Source organism: Burkholderia sp. YHN3-13, assembly GCF_055810675.1.
Genome location: NZ_JBVVNQ010000005.1, coordinates 147,738 through 171,127, shown reverse-complemented (window position 1 = coordinate 171,127; position 23,390 = coordinate 147,738). Strand labels below are relative to the sequence as shown.

Sequence of the window (23,390 nt, the reverse complement as noted above, 5' to 3'; positions counted from 1 at the left end):
CGGCCGGAATCCTGCCGGTTCATCGTACGGGCGGCCAGCGTGCCGCCCGTTTCATTTTCCGGCCGCTGCCGCCGTCGCCGCTGTCGCCGCCGTGTCGTGCGGCGGCGTGGCCGTTCTCGCGTCGCGCTGATAAAAGCCCGGGAACCGGTCGAGTTGCCGCCGTGCGGCCGCGATTTCGGTGTCGTCGGCGAGCACCGCGCTCGAAAACCCCGTGCGTTCCATCAGCAACAACTGGTCGACCAGCACCTCGCCGGTCGCGCGCAGGTCGCCGGCGAAGCCGAAGCGCTTGCGCAGCAGGTACGCCTGGCTGTACGCGCGTCCGTCCGTGAACGACGGAAACTGCAGGTCGATGCGGGCGGCTTGCGCGATTTGCGCGGCGAGCGGCGCCAGTTCCTCGTCGTTGCCGATCGTCAGCGTCGCGTCGTCGTGCGGCTGCGTGTCTTCGGCGTGGTCGGCCGGCGTCAGCAGGCGGATGCGTGCGTGTGCGATGGAGGTTTCCTGGTTCATGCGTGCTCCGCCCGGTGGCGCGCGTCGTTCGCGGCGGCCTTGAAGGGTTCCGCGCCGATGCGGCGCACGGTGTCGATGAATCGTTCGCTGCGGCCGTTCGTGTCGATCCGCGCGTCGAGGTACGCGCCGACGATCGCATCGACGACATCGACGATCTCGTCCGCCGAGAACGACGGACCGATCACCTTGCCCGGCCGCGCTGGGCCGCTCGCGGCGGAGCCGTCCGACCCGCCGAGCGTCACCTGGTACCACTCCGCGCCGTCCTTGTCGACGCCAAGGATGCCGAGGTGGCCGCTGTGATGATGGCCGCACGAATTGATGCAGCCGCTGATGTGCAGGTCGAGGTCGCCGATGTCGTGCAGCAGGTCGAGATCCTGGAAGCGCTCGGTGATCGCGTCGGCGATCGGGATCGAGCGCGCGTTCGCCAGCGCGCAGAAATCGCCGCCCGGGCACGCGATCATGTCGGTCAGCAGCCCGACGTTCGCGCTCGCCAGCCCGATCGCACGGGCGTTTTCCCACAGCAGGAACAGATCGTCGACATGCACCCACGGCAGCACGACGTTCTGCGTGTGCGTGACGCGCGCCTCGCCGGCCGAGAAGCGGTCGGCGAGATCGGCGAGCGCGTCGAGCTGGTCCGGCGAGGCGTCGCCCGGGGCCTGCAGGCGGCGCTTGAACGACAACGTGACGATGCGCAGCGCCGGATCGCGATGCGCGGCGACATTGCGGGCGAGCCAGCGCGCGAACGCCGGATGACGGGCCGCCTGTGCGGATACGCGTGCCTGCGCGCCGGCGAGATCGAGCGTGCGGGGCTTGAGCCGCGGCGGGACGAACGACGCGGCCACGCGATCGAATTCGGCCTGCGGGATCGTGTGCGGGCCGCCGTCGAGGACGACGATCTGGCGGAACTCTTCCTCGACGTCGTCGATGTAGCGCTGCCCCTCGGTCTTCACGAGGATCTTGATGCGTGCCTTGTACTTGTTGTCGCGGCGCCCGTAGCGGTTGTACACGCGGACGATCGCCTCGATGTAGTTCATCACGTGTTGCCAAGGCAGGAACGCGCGCAGCAGCGTCGCGATCATCGGCGTGCGGCCCATTCCGCCGCCGACGCTGACGCGAAAGCCGAGTTCGCCCGCGTCGTCGCGCACGAGCTGCAACCCGACGTCGTGCCAGTCGGTTGCCGCGCGGTCTTCGGTCGCACCGGTGATCGCGATCTTGAACTTGCGCGGCAGGAATGCGAATTCGGGATGCAGCGTCGTCCACTGGCGCATCACTTCGGCGAACGGGCGCGGATCGGCGATCTCGTCCGGCGCGACGCCCGCGCGCTCGTCGCACGAGATGTTGCGGATGCAGTTGCCGCTCGTCTGGATGCCGTGCATGTCGACGGTCGCGAGCAGGTCCATCACGTCGGCCGCCTTCGCGAGCGGAATCCAGTTGAACTGCACGTTGGTGCGTGTCGTGAAGTGCGCGCTGCGGGTCGGCAGGCGCAACGTGCCGAGCAGCGCCTGCGCGTCGCATGCGGCGCGGTAGGTGGCGTCGTCGGGCACGTCGTAGTCGCGCGCGATTCGCGCCAGCACGCGAAGCTGCGCGCTCGACAGCTCGCCGTACGGCACGGCGACGCGCAGCATCGGCGCGTGGCGTTGCACATACCAGCCGTTCTGCAGCCGCAGCGGCCGGAACGCGTCTTCGCTCAGCGTGCCGTGCTGCCAGCGCTCGAGCTGGTCGCGGAACTGGGCGGCGCGGCTGTGCACGAGCGCCCGGTCGAAATCGGTATATCGGTACATGACGTGATACGCGAGAAGCGCCGCGGCGCGGATTGCGCGCGGCTCGGACAGGCGTTGCGACGGATGTCAGGCAACGGGAGACAGCGTAGGGAACGCGGTGCGGCGGGACAAGCAGCAGAACGGGACGAAAAAGGCGCAGCAGATGGTGGGCGACACGCAGGCGCCGGCGCGGGAGACCGGGCATGCGGCCATGCCCGCGGCGCGATCAAACGCTGGCGTCGACGACGAGCGCCGGATCGAGCGCGCGGATGCGCTGGTCGATGAAGTAGCCGCCGCCTTCTTGATAGCGCAGGAACAAGCGGCCGCACGAGCGGCAGCGGCTGACGCTGCAGCGGTTGTACGGGAAATGGCGCAGGGCGATCGGTGCGTCGTCCGACGCGTAGCGCGTGCCGGCCGGGTGATGCTCCGCATAGGTCGGCTCGGCGTCGCCGGGCGGCACGAGCGTGGCGATTTCGGTCAGTTGCGCATCCTGCAGCGACAGCGGCAGGGTCGTCCATCCGGCGAGCGACGTCTTCGTGCACGTGCACGATTGCGTGACGTGCGCCGCTTCGGCCGTCAGTTTCAACAGGGCGGCGTGATCGAGGTAAGGCAGTTGGCTCATGGGAGATCGTGAAGGTGCGGCGGGATCCGCAATGTAACCCGCGCGCGGATTGCCTGCATGGCCGCGATGCGCGCGGCATGCACCGCGCGTACCGTGAACGATCAGCCTGCCTTGCGGACCGGCGGCTGCGCGACCAGTTCGCCGAGCACGCGGATCGCACGTTCGATGTCGCGGCTCCACGGATGGCCGAAGTTCACGCGCACGCAGCGCTCGAAGCCGTGCGCGGCCGAAAACAGCGGTCCCGGCGCGACGCTGATGCCGCGAGCGATCGCCTGGCGGTGCAACTCCATCGCGTCGATCGCGTCGGGAAACGCGAGCCACAGGAAGTATCCGCCGTCGGGCCGCACCCATTCGACGCCGGGCGGCAGCCAGCGCCGCAACGCGTCGTCCATCCGGTCGAGCTGAGCGTGCAGCGCGCCGCGCAGCTTGCGCAGGTGGCGGTCGTAGCCGCCGTGCTCGAGATAGTTCGCGATGCCGGCCTGCGCGGGAATGCTGGCCGACAGCGTCGTCATCAGCTTGAGCCGCTGCACCTTCTCGGCGAAGCGGCCGGCGGCGGCCCAGCCGATCCGGTAGCCGGGCGCGAGGGTCTTCGAGAACGAGCTGCAGTGCATCACCAGGCCGTGTCGATCGAACGCGCGCGCGGGCAGCGGATAGTCGGGGCCGAAATGCAGCTCGCCGTACACGTCGTCCTCGATCAGCGGCACCTCGCGCGCCGCGAGCAGGTCGACGAGCGCACGCTTCTTTTCGGCGGACAGCGTGACGCCGGTCGGATTCTGGAAATTGGTCATGAACCAGCACGCGCGGATGGCGTGCCGGTCGAGCGCGTTTGCCAGCGCATCGAGATCGAGGCCCGTATGCGGATCGACGGGAATCTCGACCGCGCGCAGGTCGAGCCGTTCGATCGCCTGCAGCGCCGCATAGAACCCGGGCGCTTCGACCGCGACGACGTCGCCGGGCCGCGTCACGGCCATCAGGCACAGGTTCAGCGCCTCGAGCGCGCCGTTCGTGACGACGATCTCGTCGATCGGCTGCGAGATGCCGGTGGCGAGATAGCGGCGCGCGATCTGCTGGCGCAGCGCCTCGTTGCCGGGCGGCAGGTCGACGACCGTGCTCCACGGGCTCACGAGCCGCGTGGCCTGCGCGAGCGACTTCGCCAGGCGCGGCAGCGGAAACAGCTGCGGCGCGGGGAACGCGGAACCGAGCGGCACGATGCCGGGCTGCGTGGCCGCGTCGAGGACGGAGAACACGAGGCTGCTGATGTCGACCTTGCGTGTGGCGCCGGCGCGGCTCGCGCGGCGCTTCGCGGCGGGGTTCGCCGCCGGCGTGGCGCCCGGCGCGACGTAATAGCCCGAGCGTTCGCGTGCACGGATCAAGCCCCACTGTTCGAGCAGGTAATACGCGCGAAACACCGTCGACTGGCTCACGCCGTGCTGCGCGATGATCTGCCGCAGCGACGGCAGGCGCGTGCCGACGGCAAGGTTGCCGTTGCGGATGTCGTCGGCGATCGTATGGGCGAGGGTTTCGTAGCGTTTCATCGGCGTGGGCGGGGCGCGGCGTCGCCGCGCGCGGGCCGGAGTGGCGCCGCGCCGGCGGGCGCGGGCCATTGTCCGACGGGCGGCCCGAAAAGGAAAGCGCGGGGCACCGGCCGCGCGTTCCGGCAGTGTCAGGCCGCGTTCGGCGCCGCATTCCGCCCGTTCGCACGGCCGCGCAGCGGCGGCAGCGGCTCGACCTTGCCGACGATGAACAGGTACGACAGCGCGCCGACCACGCACAGCGCGCCGGCCGCCGCGAGCGGCACGACGAACGAGCCCTTGGTGATCGACAGCATCACGCCCGTGAAGGTCGTGATGAAGATTCCCGCGAGATTGCCCGCGAAGTTCTGGATGCCGCCGATCGACGCGACGTGCGCGGGCGTCGGCGCGATTTCGCCGACGAGCGTCCACACGTTGGCGCCGGCGAACGACAGGCCGGCATACGCGAGGGCGAACAGTCCGAGGCACGCCCACGTGTTTTCGACGAGCGCGGACAGGGCGATCGACGACGACAGCAGCATCCCGAGCACGAGGCAGGTCTTGCGCGCGGCGGTGGCGCTCCAGCCGCGGCGAAACAGGCTGTCCGACACGTAGCCGCCGAGCCAGCCGCCGGGAATCGCGAGCAGCGCGGGCAGCATGCCCCACGTGCCGAGCGACGCGAGCGAGAAGCCGCGCGACTGCAGCAGGTAGCTCGGGAACCACGTGATGAAGAAGTAGATCGCGAAGTTCAGGCAGAACAGGCCGATCATCATCCCCCACACGGTGCGATAGCGGAACAGGTCGAGCCACGATACGGTCGGGCCATCGGTTGCGGCCGCAACGGCCGGTGCGCCGCGTTGCGCGAGCAGCGCATCGACGGCATCGGGTGCGATCGCGCGGTAGCGTTCGGGGTCGCGATAGACGAACCACCAGGCGAGTGCCCACACGATGCCGATGCCGCCCGTGATCACGAACGACCCGCGCCAGCCGACGATCGAGATCAGCCACGCGACGAGCGGCAGCGACAGCGCGGAGCCGACACGCGAGCCGCTGTCGAAGATGCTGCTCGCGAGCCCGCGCTCGCTGCGCGGGAACCAGTTGAACGCGACCTTCGCGAACGACGGGATCGCGGCCGCTTCGCCGACGCCGAGCATCAGCCGTACGCCCACGAGTTGCGCGAGGCCGCGCGCGGCCCCCGTCGCGACGGTGAACACCGACCACCAGCCGACGGCCAGCGCGAGGCTCACGCGCACGCCGACCTTGTCGATGAACCAGCCGGCCGGCAGTTGAAGGAACGCATAGGTCCAGAAGAACGCGCTCAGCACGAGCCCCATGCCGACCGCGTCGAGGCCGAGGTCGGCGCGGATGCTGGGCGCGGCGATCGCGAGGTTCGCGCGGTCGATGAAGTTGATGACGTTGGCCAGGAAGCACATCAGGATCATGGCCCATCGGATGCGTGGCATGCGGTGTCTCCGTGCGGAATGTCGTGACGGGCGGCCGGCGATCCGCTGCGCCGGCTGCCTCGATGGGCGGATTACCGCGACGCGTGCGGCGTGCGGTCGAACTTCGCGAGCGCTTCCCACAGGCCGTTCAGGTAGACCGCGCCGAGCGCCCGGTCGTACAGGCCGTAGCCGGGCTTGCCCGTTTCACCCCAGATCATGCGGCCGTGGTCGGGGCGCACGTAGCCGGTGAAGCCGGTGTCGTGATACGCCTTCACGATCGCGGCGATGTCGAGCGAGCCGCAGCGCGACAGGTGCGCGGTTTCCTCGAAATCGCCGTTCGCGTCGACCTTCACGTTGCGGATGTGTGCGAAGTGGATGCGGCCCATCGCGCCGAACTCGCGCACCAGCGCCTCGACGTCGTTCTGCGGGCCCGCGCCGAGCGAACCCGAGCACAGCGTCAGCCCGTTCGCGGGCGTGTCGACGATGCGCAGGATCCGCGCGAGATCGTCGCGGTTCTTCACGATGCGCGGCAGCCCGAAGATCGGGCGCGGCGGATCGTCCGGGTGGATCGCCATCTTCACGCCGGCTTCCTCGGCAACAGGGATGATCGCCTTCAGGAAGTACTCGAGGTTCGCCCACAGCGCGGCTTCGTCGACGTCGCGATAGTCGGCGAGCAGGGCCTGCAGCTGTTCGGGCCGGTAGCTCGAATCCCAGCCGGGCAGCGCGATGCCGTCGTTCGGATCGATCCGGTCGACCGCGTCGGTGCTGAATGCGAGGCAGGTCGAGCCGTCGGCGAGCGTCTTCGACAGCTCGGTGCGCGTCCAGTCGAACACGGGCATGAAGTTGTAGCAGACGACTCGGATGCCGGCCGCGCCGAGATGGCGGATCGTCTGCCGGTAGTGGTCGATCAGACGATCGCGCCCCGGCTTGCCGAGCTTGATGTCCTCGTGCACGGGCACCGATTCGACGACTTCGAACCGCAGGCCGGCGCGCTCGATCGTTGCTTTCAGCGTTTCGATCTTGTGCGCGGGCCAGACTTCGCCCACCGGTTCGTCGTAGATCGCGGACACGATATGCGTGACGCCCGGGATCTGGCGGATGTATTGCAGCGAGACCGGATCGGACTCGCCGTACCAACGGAAAGACATCTTCACTGGAGCGGCTCCTGGCTGGCGGTTCATGCACGGACGACCGGGCCGCAGCGTGCGGCCCGGTGCCGGTGCCGGTGAGCGGATTATGATTGGTATGCCAGTTAGGCGGGATAGTAGTTTACCAGTTGTGAGGATATCGCAAGGATGACAGACAGCATCCGCGATTGCGCGGCAGGACGGGCCGACAAGCCGAATCAGGTGCGGGTTGAAATTGGTGTACCATTTTGAGGACCCGGTGCCGCGACGGCGCCGGCCAGCATGTTGCGAGCCTTTCGATGACCGATCTTTCCAGCCTGCCCGCCAGCCGCGACACCGATGCCACAGACCGCTCCTATATCGGTCTTGCGCGGCAGATTCACGCGATGGTGGCCGCCGGCGCGTTCGAAGCCGGCGCGCGGTTGCCGTCGGAGCGCAGTCTGGCCGACCAGTTCGGCGTGAGTCGCACGCAGGTGCGCGAGGCGATCATCGCGCTCGAGGTGCAGGGGATCGTCGAAGTGCGGATCGGCTCCGGCATCTACGTGTCCGCGGCCGACGCCGCACGGCCGGTGACGTTCGAGATGCCGCGCGGCCCGGGGCCGATCGAGACGCTGCGCGCGCGCGGGCTGATCGAAGCGGAAGTCGCGGCGCTCGCGGCGACCGAACGCAAGGACGCCGATCTCGACCGCCTGTTTCTCTCGCTGACGACGATGCGCGAGCAGATGGCCGACAAGGCCGCGTACGACGCGGCCGACCGCCAGTTTCATCTGCGGATTGCGGAGTCGACCGGCAATACGGTGCTGCTGCACATGGTCACGGCGATGTGGGACTGCGCGCGCAGCGATCCGCTGTGGGACAAGATCGAGGAGCACTTTCACTCGACCGCGCTGCGCGAGGCGTCGCAGGAGGATCACCAGCGGATCTTCGCGGCGATCATGGCGCGAGACGCGACAGGTGCGCGCGACGCGATGCGTGCACACCTGTCGCGCGTGATCGCGGAGTTCACGCAGGCCTGGCGCTGACGCGGGTTTCAGCGGCGCGACGCGGGCCGCTGTAGCCGCGCCGCATGCCGCATGCCGCATGCCGCATGTCGCCGCCGCCGCCGGTGCCGGCGAACATGCGCGCCGCGTACGGCTTCTTCCAATTGCGCGACCGTCCGATTTATGGTCTCGTTGCGGGATATCGCATCGACTCGAAAAAGGACAGTCGAATGCAGCCGGGCGATTCACGCGGGGTCCGATTGATCAGGGGAATCGGTGCACGCAAGCGTGCACGCGGCGCCGTGCGCAGCCTGCTCATCATATTGACGATAGGCTTTCTGGCACCCGTCGTGCCGGCGTTCTCCGCCTCTCCCGAAACCGTCAACGACAACGTGCTGCGCGTGCTCGCGTGGCCCGGCTATGCGGACAGCGACATCGTCGGCGCGTTCGAGGCGCAGTTTCGCGCGCGCGTCGAAGTGACGTTCGTCGACTCCGACGAAGCGTTGTGGTCGCGGATGCACAGCGCGTCGCCGCCGCCGTACGACGTGCTGGCCGCGAATACGGCCGAGATCCAGCGTTATGCGCGCGAACGCCTGCTCGCGCCGATCGACCTGCAGCGCATTCCGAACCGGCGGCGCCAGTTGCCTAACTTCCAGCAGGTCGCGACGATCGGCGGGCTCGTGCAGGACGGCACGACCTACGCGATCCCGTTCACGTATTCGTCGATGGGGCTGATCTACGACCGCAAGCAGGTGCCGGCCGCGCCGCGCTCGATGCGCGAGCTGTGGAATCCGCGCTACCGCGGCAAGGTGCTCGACTTCAACAGCGCGCAGCACAATTTCTCGTTCGCCGCGCTCGCGCTCGGCTATTCCGATCCGTTCCGGCTGTCGTCCGCGCAGACGCTCGCGGTCGCGCGCAAGCTGATCGACCTGCGCCGCAACCTGCTGACGTATTACACGCTGCCCGAGGAGGCGACCGCGCTGTTCGTCCAGCATCGCGCGGCACTGATGTTCGGCAACTACGGCACGCAGCAGGTCGAACTGCTGCGGCGCGCGGGCGCGGACGTCGGCTACGTGATCCCGGAAGAAGGCGCGCTCGCGTGGCTCGACTGCTGGGCCGTCACGCGCGGCGCGCAACGCCCCGGGTTGGCATTCGCGTGGATCAACTACATGCTCGAACCGGCGATCGGCGCGCTGCTGACCGAGCGCCAGGGGCTCGCGAATACGCTCGAGCCGCCGTCGGGGCTCGACACCGGGCACCAGCATCTCGTGTGGCTCCAGCCCGTCGAGAACATTGCCCGCCGCGAATCGTTGTGGAGCCGTATCGTGTCGGGCGACCGGCCGGAGCGGTTCGGAAAATGATCCGGCTCGGGCTCGTGTCGAAGCTGTCGGTGCTGTTCGCCTGCATCGGCGTGATCGCGTCCGGCACGACCGGCTACTACGCGTATCGCGCCAATCGCGCGATGCTCGTGCAGGAAGCGCAGCACAGCCTGCTGATGTCGACGCAACTGCTCGGGCAACGCTTCACGACCGCGCTGGCGGATGTTGCCGACGACGCGCTCGTGCTCGCGCAGTTGCCGTCGTCCGCGTTCGTCGCGGGTGACGACAAGCCGGACATCGCACGCCGCACGCGGCTCGAGCAGGTGTACCGGAGCTTCATGACAAATCATCCGGAGTACCTGCAGATCCGCCTGATCGCGAGCGGGCATTTCGGGATCGAACGTATCCGTGTCGTTCGCGATGCGAGCGGCATCGTCGTGCTGCCTGAAAGCGCCTTCCAGGAGAAAGGGCAGTTTTCCTACGTATTCGACACGCTCGCGATGGCGCCCGGCCACATCTACCTGTCACCGATCGTGATCAATCACGAGACGGGATCGCACGAGGCCGAGGGGCTGCCGATCCTGCGCGTGGGGACACCGGTGGTCGACATGTCCGGCCGCACGGTCGGCGCGCTCGTCGTCGACGTCGAATTGTCGCGCGTGTTCGACCGGCTCGAGCGCGACCTGCCGGAAGACTATGCGGTCTATCTCGCGAACGAGTGGGGTGATTTTCTCGTGCATCCCGATCCGGCGCAGACGTTCGGTTTCGACCGCGGCCGGCGCGTGCTGATGCAGGACCGTTTCACCGCCACCCGCGCGTTGTTCGACCACGCGCAAACGAACGTGACGCTCAATGGACTCGCGCAGCCCGACGAGGCGCCGGGCCAGATGTTCGCGTTCGCGCGCACGCCGTTCGGGCACGACGAGGGCAACCGCTTCGTCGTGCTCGGCATGGCGCGCCCGCTCGCGGACGTGCTGGCGCCGGCCGGCGTGCTCGGCGAGCGGATCGTCCGGATGGTGCTCGTGTCGAGCCTGCTGGCGGCGATCCTCGCGATCCTGTTCGCGCGTGCGATCACGCGGCCGCTGCAGACGCTGGCGCGTGCCGCGACCCACGTGTTCGACGATTCGGCCGCCGAGCGGCTGCCGACCGCGCGCGCCGACGAGATCGGCGTACTCGCGCGCTGTTTCGACAGCATGCGCGTCGAGATCCGCACGCAGGTCGCGATGCTGCGTGCGAAGCAGCAGGAACTCGCGCACCTCGCTGGCCACGACCCGCTGACCGCGCTGCCGAACCGTTTGCTGTTCATGGAGCATCTCGAAGCTGCGATCCGGCATGCGGCGGCGGCCCGCGAAGGGCTGGCGGTGATGTTCGTCGATCTCGACCGCTTCAAGCAGATCAACGACCAGCACGGGCACTCGGCCGGCGATCGCACGCTCGTCGCGGTCGCGAAGCGGCTGAGCCGCGCGCTGCGCAGCGGCGACATGGTCGCGCGGCTCGGCGGCGACGAATTCATCGTGCTGATCGCGGACGTGCGTTCGCCGGCGGTGATCGGCGACGTCGCGGCGCGCATCCAGATCGTGATGGCCGAGGAGCTGGAGTTCGGCGATCGGCGCGTGGCGGTCGGTGCAAGCATCGGTGTCAGCGAGTATCCGGCCGACGGCGCGTCGGCCGAGGAACTGCTCGTCAAGGCCGATGCGGCGATGTACGCGGCGAAGGCGTGCCCGCAGTGCGTGTGCGTGCGCTATCAGGATCTGGTCCGAGGCGGCGTCGCGACGGACGCAGGCGACCGGGTCGCATCGAGCGGCAGCCGCTGACGATCGGGCGGCGAAACTGGCGCTGCAAACGCGACGAGCCCGTCAGGGACGGGCTCGTCGCATGGCCGCACTGCGCGCGATGCGCGCGGCGGCAGGCTTAGTGGCCGAAGTAGACCGAGTCGTGCGCGCTTTGCGGCTTCACGGCTGGTGCGCCGCCCTGGACGGTCGCGGCCGGCTGTGCGCCGTAACCGCTGTTGTCGGCGCCGCGCACGCGGGCCTGGGCGGCCTGGATGTCGGCCGGGTAGTACGGGCTCGACAGGCCCGGCTTGTAGCCGGCTTGTTCGAGCTGGACCAGTTCGTTGCGCACCTGGGCGCGGGTCACGGTGCTTTGGGCGAATGCGCCGAACGAAGCGGACAGGGCGACAGCGGCAACGACTGCGGAAACGAGCGATTTCATGATGACCTCCGATGTTTATTGGCTTTCCGCGTTCGACACCATGTCGTAAGCGGTTGATTACATCGTAGGCGCCGGTCGACCTAGGGTAAACGTGAGTTTCAGCGAAAGATCGTTGCAGGCGAGGCAATAATTCCGCGAAAAATATCTTCCGTCCCCATTGTGTATTGCCGGGTGTGCAACGGAAAGGCGACCGGGGCGCGGCGTGGATGGCGCGTACGGGCGGGCGCCCGGCGGCAGCGGGAAGCGGGAACGGTGCGGGCAGGCTGCGGGGCGGCCGGCTCAGACGTCGTCGTCGATTTCCTTGCGCTCGCGGCGTTCCTCGTTGCCGCGGCGCGCGCGCAGGCGCTGCCGCGACAGGACGGCGATCACCTGCTGGGTCGGCGCGCCGGACGGGAGTTCGTTGCGGATGCGATCGGGCACCATCGGCAGGCCCGCACGCTGCCGGCGCAGCGCCTTGGCGATTGCCCGGCGGCATTCGTCGCCGTGGCAATCCCATTCATCGCGGATTCTCTGGCAATAACGGCATTGTTCCATCCGGACAGTCTACCCGGTCTTCGGGAACCGGGCTGGGCGCCGGGCGGAACGCGTCACGCGCCGGCGGCGGCGAGCGCCTCCGCGTGAGACTGGAAGCGGCGGTGTTCTTCCGGCGGAACGAGCGAGCCGCCGGTTGCCCAAATGACGTGCGTGGACGCGCGCATGTCGATCGCGTGGCGGCGCAGGTAGTCTCTGCCGGCCGCCGACCGGGCCAGCCAGCCCGGCCCGCCGACGGCGGCCGCGGCTGACGGTTCCAGTTCCACGCCCGTGGCGCGTTGAACCGCGCGCAACTGCGCGTAGAGCTGCGCGTCGCCGACCGTGAAGACGCCCGACAGTTGCGACGCCATCAGCGGGCTGACCAGATGCGACGCTTGCGCGACCGCCAGGCCGTCGGCCTCGGTCCGGTTGTCGAGCCCGATGTCGTAGACGGACACCGGCGTGCCCGCACCGGCAGCGAGCTGGACGAGCATGCACGGCGCCGCGACGGGCTCGGCGAAAAAGCAGTGCACGTGCTCGCCGAACAGCGCCTTGAGGCCATACGTGATGCCGCCTGGCGCGCCGCCGACCCCGCACGGCAGATGGACGAAGAGCGGATGCGCGGCGTCCACGCGGCGGCCCGATTCGGCGAGCTGCGCGGCCAGATGCCGGGCGCTCGCGGCGTAGCCGAGGAACAGCATCAGCGAGCCTTCGTCGTCGACGAAGTGGCAGCGCGGTTGAGCGCGCGCCTGCGATCGACCCGCGGCGACGGCCTGCGCGTAATCGCCGTCGTGCTCGACCACGCGGACGCCGCGTTGTCGCAGGCGCGCCTTCTTCCACGGCTTTGCGTCGGTCGACATGTGGACGACCGATTCGAACCCCAGCGCGGCGGCCATCACGCCGATACTCAGGCCGAGATTGCCGGTGCTGCCCACGACGACGGTATGGGTGGCGAACAACGCGCGGGCGGCGGCCGACGCGAGGATCCGCCGGTCGCCAGTGGGGGCGATCAACCCGTGTTCGATCGCGATCGACTCGGCGAGCGCGAGCACTTCATGAAAACCGCCGCGCGCCTTGATCGAACCGGCGACCGGCAATGCATCGTCGCGCTTGATGAACCAGGCGCCGTGCGCGTCGTCCGCGTGCGACAACGCGCGCTGCAAGGTGTCCGCCGGCATCAGCGGCGATTCGATCGTTCCCGCCGTGGCCGCGAGCTCGGGAAACAGCTCGGCCATCAGCGGCGCGCAGCGCGCCAGTCTCGCTTCGGCCGCAGCGATGGCGTCGGGTGAGGGCGCGTCCTGCGGCAACGGCCGGCCGGCTTCGGGGTTCAGCCACAGCAGCGGTTGACGGGATTGCAGTCTGGCTAATAGATCGTCGGGTTGAGGTGTGGCGGTCACGGGGCGGCCTTGCGTTCGTTGAGCGAGATTCAGAGCTGGAATGCTACGATTCAAGGCGACCGCGCAAAAGCGCCGATTTCTAATCAATGCATTAGCTGGACTTATATAAATGCGACTGGACGGTTCGATCCTCGGTGCGTTGCACTGCTTTGAAACGGCCGGCCGGCTGTTGAGCTTCACGAAGACGGCGCAGGCGTTCAACCTGACGCAAAGCGCCGTGAGCCAGCAGATCCGGAATCTGGAGGACCGGCTGGGTTATCCGCTGTTCGTGCGGCAGGCGCGCGGGTTGAGGCTGACGGAGAAGGGCGCGATTCTGCTCGGGACGATGTCGAGTGCGTTCGGCGATATCCAGCGCACGCTTCAGGCGCTCGGCATGTCGGACGCGCCGCTGCGGGTCAGTTGCCTGCCATCGCTGGCATTGCAGTGGCTGATGCCGCGCCTGACCGCGTTTCACCGGCAACAGCCGAACGTGTCGGTGCGTGTGCAGGCCGAGTTCCAGGTGCTGAATCGCGAGGCGATGGAGACCGGCGACATCGACGTGGCCGTGCGCTACGACCCGGTGCAATACGGTCGGCTGCATGCCGAGGTGATGCTCGACGAAATCCTGTTCCCGGTCGCCACGCCGGCGTATCTGGCGCGGCATCCGGCGTTCGCCAGCGGCGAGTCGCCGGACGGCGTCGTGTTGCTGCACGATGCCGCACCGTGGGTCGGCGCTTCCGAGTTCGTCGAGTGGCGTACATGGCTGGAGGCCGTCCGGCCGGCGTGGCTCCGGCATCTGGATGGGCCGCAGTTCAATTTTTCCAGCCTGGCGATCACGGCCGCGTTGAACCATCAGGGGGTCGCGATGGGGCGCGCGGCGCTCGTGCACGACGAGCTCGCGAGCGGACGGCTCGTCGATGTGTTCGGCGTGCATGTGCGTGCGCCGGCGCGCTACATGCTGCTGTCACGCAACCCGGACGATCCGCGTACCGCCGCGTTTTCGGACTGGCTCAAGGCCGAATGCGTGCGTTTCGGCGAGGCCCGGTCGAGCGTGTCGCCGAAGACGGGGCGGCTTGCATGAACGATGCCGCCGGATAACTCGATCGGAGTGCGAAGAAATCGACGGTGGTGGTACTGCTGAAAATGACGGTTTCCCGTCCGGCGGCATACGGATGGCTTGCGCATGGACGGGCCCGGTTACCTTATCCGAGCGACCAGATGCCCCAGATCGCGATCAACAGGCCGAGGCCCAACCCGCAGCCCAGCAACACATAGGTTTCCATTTCGTGCCTCTGAAAACGTGGCGGCGCGGATGTCGGCATCGGCGCGCGTACAGCACAGTCGGCGGCGTATCGTCGGCATTGACGGTGGGGGCGATACGCCGGGTCCGCGAATACTACGCCTTGCAGCTTTCAGAACGCATGCGCGATCGATGACGGCGCGCCGCCCGCTATTGCCGGACCGCGCGCGCGTGGTCGACCTGGGCGACAGGCGAGCCGGGCCGGAACACGCCCGATTTCCAGATCATCTGCGAGGCCGCGACGAGCACGAACAGCAGGACGACCATCCGGAAGATCTTCGGCGACATCTTGTCCCGCAGCGGGCGAACCAGCCACATGCCGGCGATGGCCGGCAGGCTGGCCGCCGCCGAGATCGCCAGGTCGGCGCCGCTCGCATGCGCGGCGCCGCTGAACGTCGTGATCAGCGTGACGATCGACACCACGAGGATGATCGCGATCTGCTTCGTGAACACGCGCCCGGTCGCGCCGGCCGAGATCAGGTAGGTCGCGAGCAGCGGCCCCGGAACCGACGCGATGCTTTCCATCAGCGCGGCGCCAAAGCCGAGCGCGAACCCGACGGGTTTTTGCCACGCTTCCGGCAGGTTGAGTTTCGGCGCGGCGAGCATCAGCGCCGCGGCCACGATCAGCAGCGCACCGGATGCCGCCTGCGCGTGTCCCGGATTGAGCGACAGCAGGATCGCGACGCCGACGATATTGCCGATCACAGTGCCTGCGATCGGCGCGGCGATTTTCCTGGCCGTCGCGAGTATCTGGCCGCCTTCCAGCGCCTGCGGAATGTTGCCGAGGATGATCGGCATCGACAGCAGCAGCACCGCCTGCCGGATCGGCAGGAACTGGCTGAGGATCGGCATCGCGATCAGCGGCACGCCGATTCCCGTGATGCCCTTGGCCATCCCGCCCAGCAGCAACGCAACGGCGATGCCGGCCAGGTCGAGCACGGACAGCGCCTGCAGGCTGGAAACCAGTACACCTTCAGTCAGATTGAAATGAATCATGGCGTGGCATGTCGGGGCCGATCCGGCAGGTCGCGCCGGCGAGCATGAGCAACGCGGCGGCGTGGTTCAACCGGGCTAATCGACTGGCCGGTGCGCATGCAAGGGCACGGCGAGTCGCGCGGACATCTTACCCGAGCGCTGCCGGCGATGTCCGGCTCGACCGCGGCGGGGCGCGGGCACAGTGTTCCGTACGACGGACGCGATTCAATATAATTCATGAGGAATTGCCGCTTCATGCAGCAAGTACATGTCATGGAAACAAGGAAATCCGATGACGCTAGCCCAGTTGCAGGCCCTGGCGGCCGTAGTCGAACTCGGATCGCTCACGGCCGCTGCGGACCGGCTCAGCCGCAGCCAGTCCGCGATCAGTCATGCGCTGACCGAGCTGGAGGATCTCACGCAGGTCAAGCTGCTCTGGCGTGACCGGCAGCCGGTCGTCCTGACGGCGGCGGGCGAACGCCTGTGGCCCTACGTCCAGCGCGTCGTCCGTGAAGCGCAGGTACTGCGCCAGCAGTTCAGCCTGTCGCGCGGCAAGCTCGAGGGGCGGCTGGTGGTCGCGTCGCTGCCCAGCGTCTCGCTGGCGTTCGTCGTCCCCGCGCTCGAGGCGTTGAAGGGCCTGCACGAAGGCGTATCGGCGGTGCTGCTCGAAGGCACGGACAGCGAAGTCGAGGGATGGATCGACGACGGGACCGCCGACGTCGGCGTGGTGGCCGGCACGAAGACGTTCGCGCACAACCTGCCGCTGCTCGACGAGGATTTCGTCGCGGTGGCGGCGGACGGCATGTTCGCCGGCCGCAAGCGCGTGTCGGCCAGGCAGTTGTCCGCGGCGCCGTTCATTTTTTCGAAGGCCGGATGCGGGCCGCTGATCGCGGATTACTTCGCGCGCGGCGGCGCGCCGCTGCGGGCCGCGTTCAACGTGGTCGAGATGCGCACCATTCTGTCGATGGCGGAGGCCGGCATGGGCGTATCGATCGTGCCGCGCATCACGCTCACGTACACGCCGTTCGGCGGCCGCGTGCTGGAACTGTCGCCGCGGCTGCATCGTTCCGTGCGGCTGGCCTGGAATACGGCCGGCAACGCGGTAACCGATGAATTCGTGAAACTCGTCGACGCACAACGTGCGAAGGCAGGGAAGGCGATCCACGCACGCGCGAAAAAGGGCAGGTAGCGCGCAGCCGGTGCGATGAACGGCGCTCATGGGCGACGTGCAGTTTATTCATGCCGATGATTGCCGGAATGCAATACATTGATCGGACCTCGTCATCGTTGCGCCGAAGGAGATTGCCGTGCCGGCCTTGCCCACCCTGTTTGCATTCGGACTCGTGTCGCTCGGCATGGTGCTGACGCCCGGACCGAACATGATCTACCTGGTGTCGCGCTCGATCTGCCAGGGCCGCCGCGCCGGGCTCGTGTCGCTCGGCGGCGTCGCGCTGGGGTTCGTGTTCTACATGCTGTGCGCGGCGTTGGGCATCACCGCGCTGGTGATGACCGTGCCGTACGCATACGACGCGCTGCGCTTCGCCGGCGCGCTGTATCTGGCGTACCTGGCGTGGCAGGCACTGAAACCCGGTGGCCGCTCCGCGTTCCAGGTCCGGCAATTGCCGCACGACAGCCGCGTCAGGCTGTTCGCGATGGGTTTCGTCACGAACCTGGCGAACCCGAAGATCGCGGTGATGTATCTGTCGCTGTTGCCGCAGTTCATGTCGCCGGGCCACGGCAGCGTGCTCGCGCAATCGCTGGTGCTGGGCTGCGTGCAGATCGCGGTGAGTGTCAGCGTGAACGCGCTGATCGCGTGCATGGCCGGTTCGATCGCGGGCTTTCTCGCGGGGCGGCCGCTCTGGGCGTCGGCCCAGCGCTGGTTGATGGGTACCGTGCTGGCCGGACTCGCCGTGCGGATCGCGCTGGAGTCGCGAAGCTAGCGCGCGAAGGCGGGCGCTTGGGGAACGGCCGGCTGCCGGCCAGCCTTGCGCCGATCGCGCCGGGCAGCATCAACCGTGGCAATTGCCTTCGGCCTTCTTGCCGACCCGAACGGGCATGGCCTTGTCGTTGCGTCGGCTGCGCGTCGAGAGCCAGCACAGGATCGATCCGCCGCACACCATCAACGCGCCTTGCCAGAATTCGACCGACAGCGGCGCATGCAGCAGCGTCGCGGCGAGCGCGGCGGCGAGCACCGGCGTGAAGTACGACGCGCCGACGATGACCGTCACGTTGCCATGCATGATGCCGGTGTTCCAGGCCGCATAGCCGAACCCCAGCGCCGACGCTGCCAGCACGAGATACAGGACCGCGTGAAAGCTGAACGTCATGCCGCCGCCGCCTTCGATCGCGAACTTGATCCAGAGCACCGCGGCGACCAGCATGAAGAACGGCGTGACGCCGTTCTTGCCGTCGGCGAGGCGCGCCGTCACCGTGCAATAGGCTGCCCAGATCAGCGCGCCGACGAATGCGAGGCCGTAGCTCAGCGGATTGTCCGCGACGTTGCGCAGCATGCCGGCCGGATCGAGGCCGCGGTCGCCGCCGAGCACCCAGCAGATGCCGAGCATCGACAGCAGGACACCCGGCACGACCAGCAGGTTCGCGCGCTGCTTGTTGAATACGATGGCGGCGACCAGCGTGAGGCTCGGCCACAGATAGTTGACCATCGCGACTTCGATCGCCTGCTGCCCGTTGCTGGCATAGCCGATCGACAGCGCGAGGCACAGCTCGTATGACACGAACAGCAGGCCGCCCCAGCGCAGATAGCTTTTCGGGAACCTGCTCAGGTCGGGGAAGCCGATTGAAAACACCAGTAGCACGGACGCCACCGTATAGATCATCGCGGCGCCGCCGGTCGCGCCGAGGCTTTCGCTGACGCCGCGAACGAGCGCGACCACCGAGGCCCATAACAATACCGCGCCGAGCCCGGCGAGCGTTGCCGTGTTCTTGCGTTTCATGCGTCCTACCTGTTTCAACATGCCAATTCGATTTCGGATGATACGGGGCCGCTCGCGCGCGCCGTCATCGCGCGCGGCGATGCAATGGAGTGATTTCGACGGAACCGCGCATTTTAACGGGGCGATGCCGTTGCGGCGATGCAGCCGGACTGGCGTGTACGGCTGATTCGGGTGCGCGAGTCGATCACGCGTCGTCGATACGCCATGCGGCGTCGATCGCCGACAACGCGTGCCCGATCGAGTCGAGCATCGCATCCCGTGTCGGCCCGAGCGTCGTGACGAGGAAGAATCCCTCTTCGCCGGTCGTCAGGCCGATCAGCGGCCAGCCGGCGGTGTCGCTCCGAACCTCGAGCCGTTGTCGATTGCGATCGATGTCGATGCCGCGATGCGCTTGCCGCAGCGCATTCGCGATGGCATCGAATGCGTTGGCCGACGGGATCGTGTGGATGCGGTATTCGAAACTCATCTTCGTGGGCCGGGGGGCGAGCCGCGCAGTCTAACCCGTGCCGCGGCATCCCGTCCCTCGATGGCCGTGCAACCGGCGCCCGCCGTGGCGGGCGCCCGCACGATCACCGTTCGTGCCGCTTCTTGCTCAGTTCGATCGTTTCGAACAGTTCGTACTGCGCGCTCGGGTGCTGGTCGGCGCCCGGCGCGTGGTAGTAGCGCATCGTGATCGTCGTGTGGCCGCCCGGCTTGCCCGGGTCATGGTCGAACACGGCGATCCCGTAGCCGGTGCCCGTGTCGCGGCGCGCGGACCAGATCGCATCCTCGAGCGCATCGGCCGGCTGGCGCACGAACGTGTTCGGTGCGGTGCCCGGCACCGGCCGGTTCGGCTTCGTGAACACCTTCGCACGCGCAAAGCCGGTCGACGGATTCTCGCCGTACACGTCGAGCGGCGCGCTGGTGCCGCCGCCGCCGAGGATCAGGTGGATCGTGCCGTGGCTCGTGTCGAACCGGGTGCGGTCCGGGTCGTTCGAGCCGACCGGACGCGGCTGCAGCGTCTCGACCACTTCGCCGGTGGTCGCGTCGACGCCCGCGCGGTGATTGCAGCCGCGCACCGGGTAGCTGCGCTCGTAGTCGTGATCGTGTCCGCACAGCACGAGATCGACGCCGTAGCGGTCGAACAGCGGCAGCCACGCTTCGCGAATGCCCTTGTCCGAACCGTTGCCCGTTTTCGACGAACTGAGCGCGTCCTGGTGCATCTGCACGACGATCCAGTCGATGTCGTCGTCATGCGCGGCATGACGCAGCGTGCGTTCGAGCCAGCGCGTCTGCTCGCCGTTGCTGTAGCCGCGCACGTAGAACGACGTGCCGGGTTCGATCGGCGGGCGGCCCGTGCTCGCGGCCGGCACGAGCGGCGCCGGGCCGCCGACGAACGCGGCGGCGTCCTGGTACACGACATCGTCGGCGTCGAGCGACACGAACAGCACCGAGCTCACGCGGAAGCTGTACCAGCGGCCCGGGAAGTGCGTGCCGTTCTCCGGCAGCGAATAGCGCGCGAGATACGAGTCGAGCCCCTGCGGGCCGTTGTTGAACTCGATCTCGTGATTGCCCGGGCACGGCATCCACGGGCGATTCGCGGCCGACGTCTGGTTGTTGTTGCCGAAATCGCGCCACACCTCGGGCTGGTGCGCGGGGTTCAGGTTCGCGTAGCAGAGGTCGCCGTTCAGCAGGTGGAACAGCGGCTGGAACTGCTCGACGGCCTGCACCGCGAACCGGCTTTGCGGCGACGACAGCACCCACGCGCCGTTCGGCGTCGCGAGATCGCCGTAGCTGGTGAAGCGAAACGGCGCGCGGCCGCGCGGCGCCGTCGAGAAATTGGCGGAGAACGGCTGCGCGGCGTTGCCGTCGTTGTCGGCGGTGATCTCGTAGCGGTAGCGCGTATCGGGTTTCAGCCCGTGCACGCGCGCGTGGTACGTGAACACGGTTTCGCCGTTCAGGCCGTCGGTGTACAGGCGCTGGACGCCGTGCACGGTACGCGGCGGCTCGCCGTCGGCGACGATGCGCGCACGCGGATTGACGGCCGGCGCGAGCGACGCCCACGAGATCACGACCTCGGACGCCGGGTCGTTGCCCCACGTCAGGTGGACCTGTTCGGGCGTGCCGTCCGGATTCGACGCGGCGGCGCGCGCGGCTGCGAGGCCGGCGGCGGCGGTGGCGAGGCCGGAGACGCCGGCAAGTTTCAGGAAGCCGCGACGCGATACCGAAGCGGCCGGCTCGTTCGGCTGATCAGGGAGAGTGTCCTGGTTCGACATGGTCGGTGTTTTCGTGGGTGGGGACGCGAGAGGTGGAACCGTGGGGCCGTGCGCGAGCGCGGCCGGGGCATGGGCCGGAAACGAGCGGGATCCCGGTCGCATGCATTGTCGAAGGGCAGTTTTGCCGCGTTGTGACAGCGCCGCAACCCGGCTGGGCGGCAGCCGATACGCGCGATCGCGCGGCGTGGCGTCCGACCCGCGCCGAATCCCGTTCGGTCCGTCTGGAATTTATTTGCGGATTCCGCGACGGAATCGCTTCGCCCGCGCCGTTTAACGCATGAACGGCCGCAACCGGTCGATGCCCGTTACTTCGGAGTCTTTCATGAAACTTTCCGTTCCATTGCGATTTGCCGTGGCCTGCGTGGCCGCGCTGGCGGCATCCGCGTCGTTCGCGCAGGCCGTGATCGTCGCGCCTGTCGCCCCGCCGCCGCCACGCGTCGAAGTGATGCCCGCGCCGCGTGCGGGCTACGTCTGGGACCAGGGGCACTGGCACTGGCGGCAAGGGCGCTACGTGTGGATTCCGGGCCACTGGCAAGTGGTGCGTGTCGGTTATCACTGGGTACCGGGGCATTGGGCCGCGCGCGGGCCGGCCTGGCGCTGGGTGCCCGGCCACTGGGCCTGATGCGTACGACGTCGCGCGGCACGCCGTGCCGGCGCGACGGATTCTTCATGCAACATCATGAGTCGAAGCGATGCCTTTCCGAACCATCGTGATCCTGGCGGCCGCAGCCGTGGTGCTGGCCGGCTGCGTCGTGGTGCCGGCCCGACCGGTGTATTACCGGCCCGCGCCGGTCGTCGTATATTGAGCGCGCCGGCCGCCGGTCGCGCGGCCGGCAGACAGGATCGATATGCCGCGCGAACCGGATGTCGATGAAGCGGACGTGGCCGACGTCGTGTGCGATGCGCACGGCGTCGACGAACAGTCGGCGTGGCGCCGTCCGGTGACGGCCCGACGCATGCAAGGAGAGCACGACGATGAGCTTCAGCCGGGCGGCGGGTATCCCTGCCGGCACAGGGCGGCGCCCGCGCGCCGCGAGACGGAGCGGGCGGCGTTGAACGATCGCGACGACCGCGATCCGGACGCGGAACTCGTCGCGCGCGTCGGCGCGCGCGATTCATCGGCAGTGCGCGTGCTGGTCGCGCGCAAGCTGCCGCGGCTGCTCGCATTGGCGACGCGCATGCTCGGCGACCGGAACGAAGCCGAGGACGTCGCGCAGGAGACGTTCTTGCGAATCTGGAACCATGCGCCGCGCTGGCGCGAAGGCGAGGCGCGCTTCGATACGTGGCTGCATCGCGTCGTGCTGAATCTCTGCTACGACCGGTTGCGCGGCCGCCGCGAGGAGCCCGTCGATACGCTGCCGGACGTGCCCGACACGCAACCGGAGCCGGCCGCGCATGCGGAGTTGCGTTCGCGCGACGCGCGCGTGCGGCAGGCATTGGCCGCGTTGCCGCCGAGGCAGCGGGAAGCGCTGGTGCTCCAGTACTATCAGGAAATGTCGAATGTGGAAGCGGCCAACCTGATGGGCATCACCGTCGATGCGCTGGAAAGCCTGCTTGCCCGTGCGAGGCGCAACCTGCGCGCGCAGCTGGCCGGCGACCCACCTAGCGAGGACAAGCGATGACACCCGAACGATTTCGTACCATCGTCGCCGCGTACGGCTCCGACGCGCGGCGCTGGCCGGCCGGCGAGCGAGCGGCCGCCGAAGCATGGGCGCAGGCGAACCCGCGCGAAGCGCTGCTGGCGCTGGACGACGCGGCCGACCTCGATGCGTGGCTCGCGTGCGACACGGTCGCACCGCCCGCGCCGTCGCTGGTCGAGCGTATCGTCGCGACGGCGCCCGCGCCGCGGCGCGCGCGCCGGCGTGGCAATGTGTGGTGGTCGGGCGCGGCGTTCGCGGGCGTCGGCCTGGCCGGTGCGCTCGCGGGCGCGGTGGCCGTGTCGATGCTGATGCTCGGCAGCGCGCCGCCGTCACAGCATGAATCGGGCTATCTGACGACGACGTTCGGTGGTCCGAGCATCGATTGGAGCGATGAATGACTGAACGTGGCTGGAAATTCATCCTCGTCGGCTCGGTCGTGCTGAACGTGTTCATGCTCGGCGCGATCGGCGGCGGTGCCTATCAGTGGTTCTCGACGCATCGCGACCTGCATGCGGCGGGCGCACCGGCATCGCGCACCGCGTTGCGTTTCGCGGCGGACGAATTGCCCGAGGCGCGACAGCGCGAATTCGCCGCCGCGTTGAAGGCGGCGCGCAAGACCGGCCGCGATTTTGCACGCGAAGGGCGAGACGGCCGGATCACCGTGCTGGACCTGCTCGCCGCGCCGCAACTCGATCGCGCGGCGATCGACGCCGCGCTCGATCGCACGCGCGCGGCCGATACCGCGATGCGTGCGCAGGTCGAGCGCAGCGTCGTCGATTTCGCGGCGACGCTGACGCCCGACGAGCGTATGAAATTCGTCGACGGGTTGCAGCACAGCGGCAACTGGCGCTTGCCGCCGAAGCTGCAGAAGAAGCCTGACCCGCCGGCGAGTCAGTGAGCC

Annotated in this window: 23 protein-coding genes; 10 read left to right on the top strand and 13 right to left on the bottom strand. The window is 68.4% G+C overall.

What is annotated here, in order from left to right; translation table 11 throughout:
* Positions 1-51 precede the first annotated feature (51 nt).
* The 6 genes from AC0KUR_RS14790 to uxuA form a co-directional block, all read right to left on the bottom strand.
* A complete protein-coding gene (locus AC0KUR_RS14790) occupies positions 52-507 on the bottom strand; it encodes a DUF934 domain-containing protein (RefSeq protein WP_034191257.1) in 456 nt (151 codons plus the stop codon).
* Complete coding sequence (locus tag AC0KUR_RS14785) at positions 504-2,288, bottom strand: nitrite/sulfite reductase (RefSeq protein ID WP_226252210.1); 1,785 nt, start codon at positions 2,286-2,288, stop codon at positions 504-506. The genes AC0KUR_RS14790 and AC0KUR_RS14785 overlap by 4 nt, the downstream gene beginning before the upstream one ends.
* Before the next feature lie 205 nt (positions 2,289-2,493).
* Entirely contained in the window at positions 2,494-2,889 is a 396-nt protein-coding gene (locus AC0KUR_RS14780) for a hypothetical protein (RefSeq protein WP_034191259.1), read from the bottom strand.
* A gap of 101 nt (positions 2,890-2,990) precedes the next feature.
* A complete protein-coding gene (locus AC0KUR_RS14775; protein ID WP_069704697.1) occupies positions 2,991-4,424 on the bottom strand; it encodes an aminotransferase-like domain-containing protein in 1,434 nt (477 codons plus the stop codon).
* A 128-nt stretch (positions 4,425-4,552) separates the two neighbouring features.
* A complete protein-coding gene (locus AC0KUR_RS14770; RefSeq protein ID WP_200086903.1) occupies positions 4,553-5,863 on the bottom strand; it encodes an MFS transporter in 1,311 nt (436 codons plus the stop codon).
* Between the two features lie 71 nt (positions 5,864-5,934).
* Complete coding sequence (uxuA, locus tag AC0KUR_RS14765; protein WP_175028555.1) at positions 5,935-6,996, bottom strand: mannonate dehydratase; 1,062 nt, start codon at positions 6,994-6,996, stop codon at positions 5,935-5,937.
* A gap of 272 nt (positions 6,997-7,268) precedes the next feature.
* Between uxuA and AC0KUR_RS14760 the strand changes: the two genes are divergently transcribed.
* The 3 genes from AC0KUR_RS14760 (at position 7,269) to AC0KUR_RS14750 (ending at position 11,082) form a co-directional block, all read left to right on the top strand.
* Complete coding sequence (locus AC0KUR_RS14760; RefSeq protein WP_049031052.1) at positions 7,269-7,991, top strand: FadR/GntR family transcriptional regulator; 723 nt, start codon at positions 7,269-7,271, stop codon at positions 7,989-7,991.
* Between the two features lie 188 nt (positions 7,992-8,179).
* Positions 8,180-9,310 carry an extracellular solute-binding protein gene (locus AC0KUR_RS14755; RefSeq protein WP_034191651.1) on the top strand — a complete coding sequence of 377 codons (1,131 nt, stop codon included), beginning with the start codon at positions 8,180-8,182 and terminating at the stop codon, positions 9,308-9,310.
* On the top strand, positions 9,307-11,082 hold the full coding sequence (locus AC0KUR_RS14750; protein ID WP_473376095.1) for a diguanylate cyclase domain-containing protein: 1,776 nt from the start codon (positions 9,307-9,309) through the stop codon (positions 11,080-11,082). The genes AC0KUR_RS14755 and AC0KUR_RS14750 overlap by 4 nt, the downstream gene beginning before the upstream one ends.
* A 97-nt stretch (positions 11,083-11,179) precedes the next feature.
* Here the strand turns inward: AC0KUR_RS14750 and AC0KUR_RS14745 are convergent, their stop codons facing one another.
* From AC0KUR_RS14745 to AC0KUR_RS14735, 3 genes are all read right to left on the bottom strand, one after another.
* Positions 11,180-11,479 carry a DUF4148 domain-containing protein gene (locus AC0KUR_RS14745; protein ID WP_069704701.1) on the bottom strand — a complete coding sequence of 100 codons (300 nt, stop codon included), beginning with the start codon at positions 11,477-11,479 and terminating at the stop codon, positions 11,180-11,182.
* A 279-nt stretch (positions 11,480-11,758) separates the two neighbouring features.
* Complete coding sequence (locus AC0KUR_RS14740) at positions 11,759-12,013, bottom strand: hypothetical protein (protein ID WP_027791787.1); 255 nt, start codon at positions 12,011-12,013, stop codon at positions 11,759-11,761.
* Positions 12,014-12,066: 53 nt separating this feature from the next.
* Positions 12,067-13,419, bottom strand: a complete 1,353-nt coding sequence (locus AC0KUR_RS14735) for a D-serine ammonia-lyase (protein ID WP_473376149.1) — start codon at positions 13,417-13,419, stop codon at positions 12,067-12,069.
* Positions 13,420-13,495: 76 nt separating this feature from the next.
* Between AC0KUR_RS14735 and AC0KUR_RS14730 the strand changes: the two genes are divergently transcribed.
* On the top strand, positions 13,496-14,446 hold the full coding sequence (locus AC0KUR_RS14730) for a LysR substrate-binding domain-containing protein (protein ID WP_473376094.1): 951 nt from the start codon (positions 13,496-13,498) through the stop codon (positions 14,444-14,446).
* Positions 14,447-14,815: 369 nt separating this feature from the next.
* On the opposite strand, the gene AC0KUR_RS14725 is transcribed toward AC0KUR_RS14730, so the two are convergent.
* Complete coding sequence (locus AC0KUR_RS14725; protein WP_473376093.1) at positions 14,816-15,661, bottom strand: sulfite exporter TauE/SafE family protein; 846 nt, start codon at positions 15,659-15,661, stop codon at positions 14,816-14,818.
* A gap of 271 nt (positions 15,662-15,932) precedes the next feature.
* Here AC0KUR_RS14725 and AC0KUR_RS14720 point away from each other — a divergent pair, with 271 nt between their 5' ends.
* Entirely contained in the window at positions 15,933-16,829 is an 897-nt protein-coding gene (locus tag AC0KUR_RS14720) for a LysR family transcriptional regulator (protein ID WP_034191267.1), read from the top strand.
* A gap of 118 nt (positions 16,830-16,947) precedes the next feature.
* Positions 16,948-17,580 (top strand): LysE family translocator, encoded by a 633-nt coding sequence (locus AC0KUR_RS14715; RefSeq protein WP_034191268.1) that lies wholly within the window; start codon positions 16,948-16,950, stop codon positions 17,578-17,580.
* Between the two features lie 69 nt (positions 17,581-17,649).
* Here the strand turns inward: AC0KUR_RS14715 and yddG are convergent, their stop codons facing one another.
* The 3 genes from yddG to AC0KUR_RS14700 all read right to left on the bottom strand — a co-directional run bounded on the left by yddG (position 17,650) and on the right by AC0KUR_RS14700 (position 20,849).
* Positions 17,650-18,594: an aromatic amino acid DMT transporter YddG gene (yddG, locus tag AC0KUR_RS14710; protein ID WP_473376092.1), complete on the bottom strand. Its 945-nt coding sequence runs from the start codon at positions 18,592-18,594 to the stop codon at positions 17,650-17,652.
* Positions 18,595-18,778: 184 nt separating this feature from the next.
* On the bottom strand, positions 18,779-19,060 hold the full coding sequence (locus tag AC0KUR_RS14705) for a hypothetical protein (protein WP_034191270.1): 282 nt from the start codon (positions 19,058-19,060) through the stop codon (positions 18,779-18,781).
* A 103-nt stretch (positions 19,061-19,163) separates the two neighbouring features.
* Positions 19,164-20,849: a purple acid phosphatase family protein gene (locus AC0KUR_RS14700; RefSeq protein ID WP_473376091.1), complete on the bottom strand. Its 1,686-nt coding sequence runs from the start codon at positions 20,847-20,849 to the stop codon at positions 19,164-19,166.
* Positions 20,850-21,171: 322 nt separating this feature from the next.
* Between AC0KUR_RS14700 and AC0KUR_RS14695 the strand changes: the two genes are divergently transcribed.
* The 4 genes from AC0KUR_RS14695 (at position 21,172) to AC0KUR_RS14680 (ending at position 23,387) form a co-directional block, all read left to right on the top strand.
* Positions 21,172-21,471 carry a YXWGXW repeat-containing protein gene (locus AC0KUR_RS14695; RefSeq protein WP_034191652.1) on the top strand — a complete coding sequence of 100 codons (300 nt, stop codon included), beginning with the start codon at positions 21,172-21,174 and terminating at the stop codon, positions 21,469-21,471.
* 226 nt (positions 21,472-21,697) lie between these two features.
* Entirely contained in the window at positions 21,698-22,471 is a 774-nt protein-coding gene (locus AC0KUR_RS14690; protein ID WP_473376090.1) for an RNA polymerase sigma factor, read from the top strand.
* Positions 22,468-22,887 (top strand): hypothetical protein, encoded by a 420-nt coding sequence (locus AC0KUR_RS14685; protein WP_034191273.1) that lies wholly within the window; start codon positions 22,468-22,470, stop codon positions 22,885-22,887. The genes AC0KUR_RS14690 and AC0KUR_RS14685 overlap by 4 nt, the downstream gene beginning before the upstream one ends.
* Entirely contained in the window at positions 22,884-23,387 is a 504-nt protein-coding gene (locus AC0KUR_RS14680) for a periplasmic heavy metal sensor (protein WP_049031188.1), read from the top strand. Before AC0KUR_RS14685 ends, AC0KUR_RS14680 begins: the two co-directional genes overlap by 4 nt.
* The last annotated feature ends 3 nt before the right edge of the window (positions 23,388-23,390 follow it).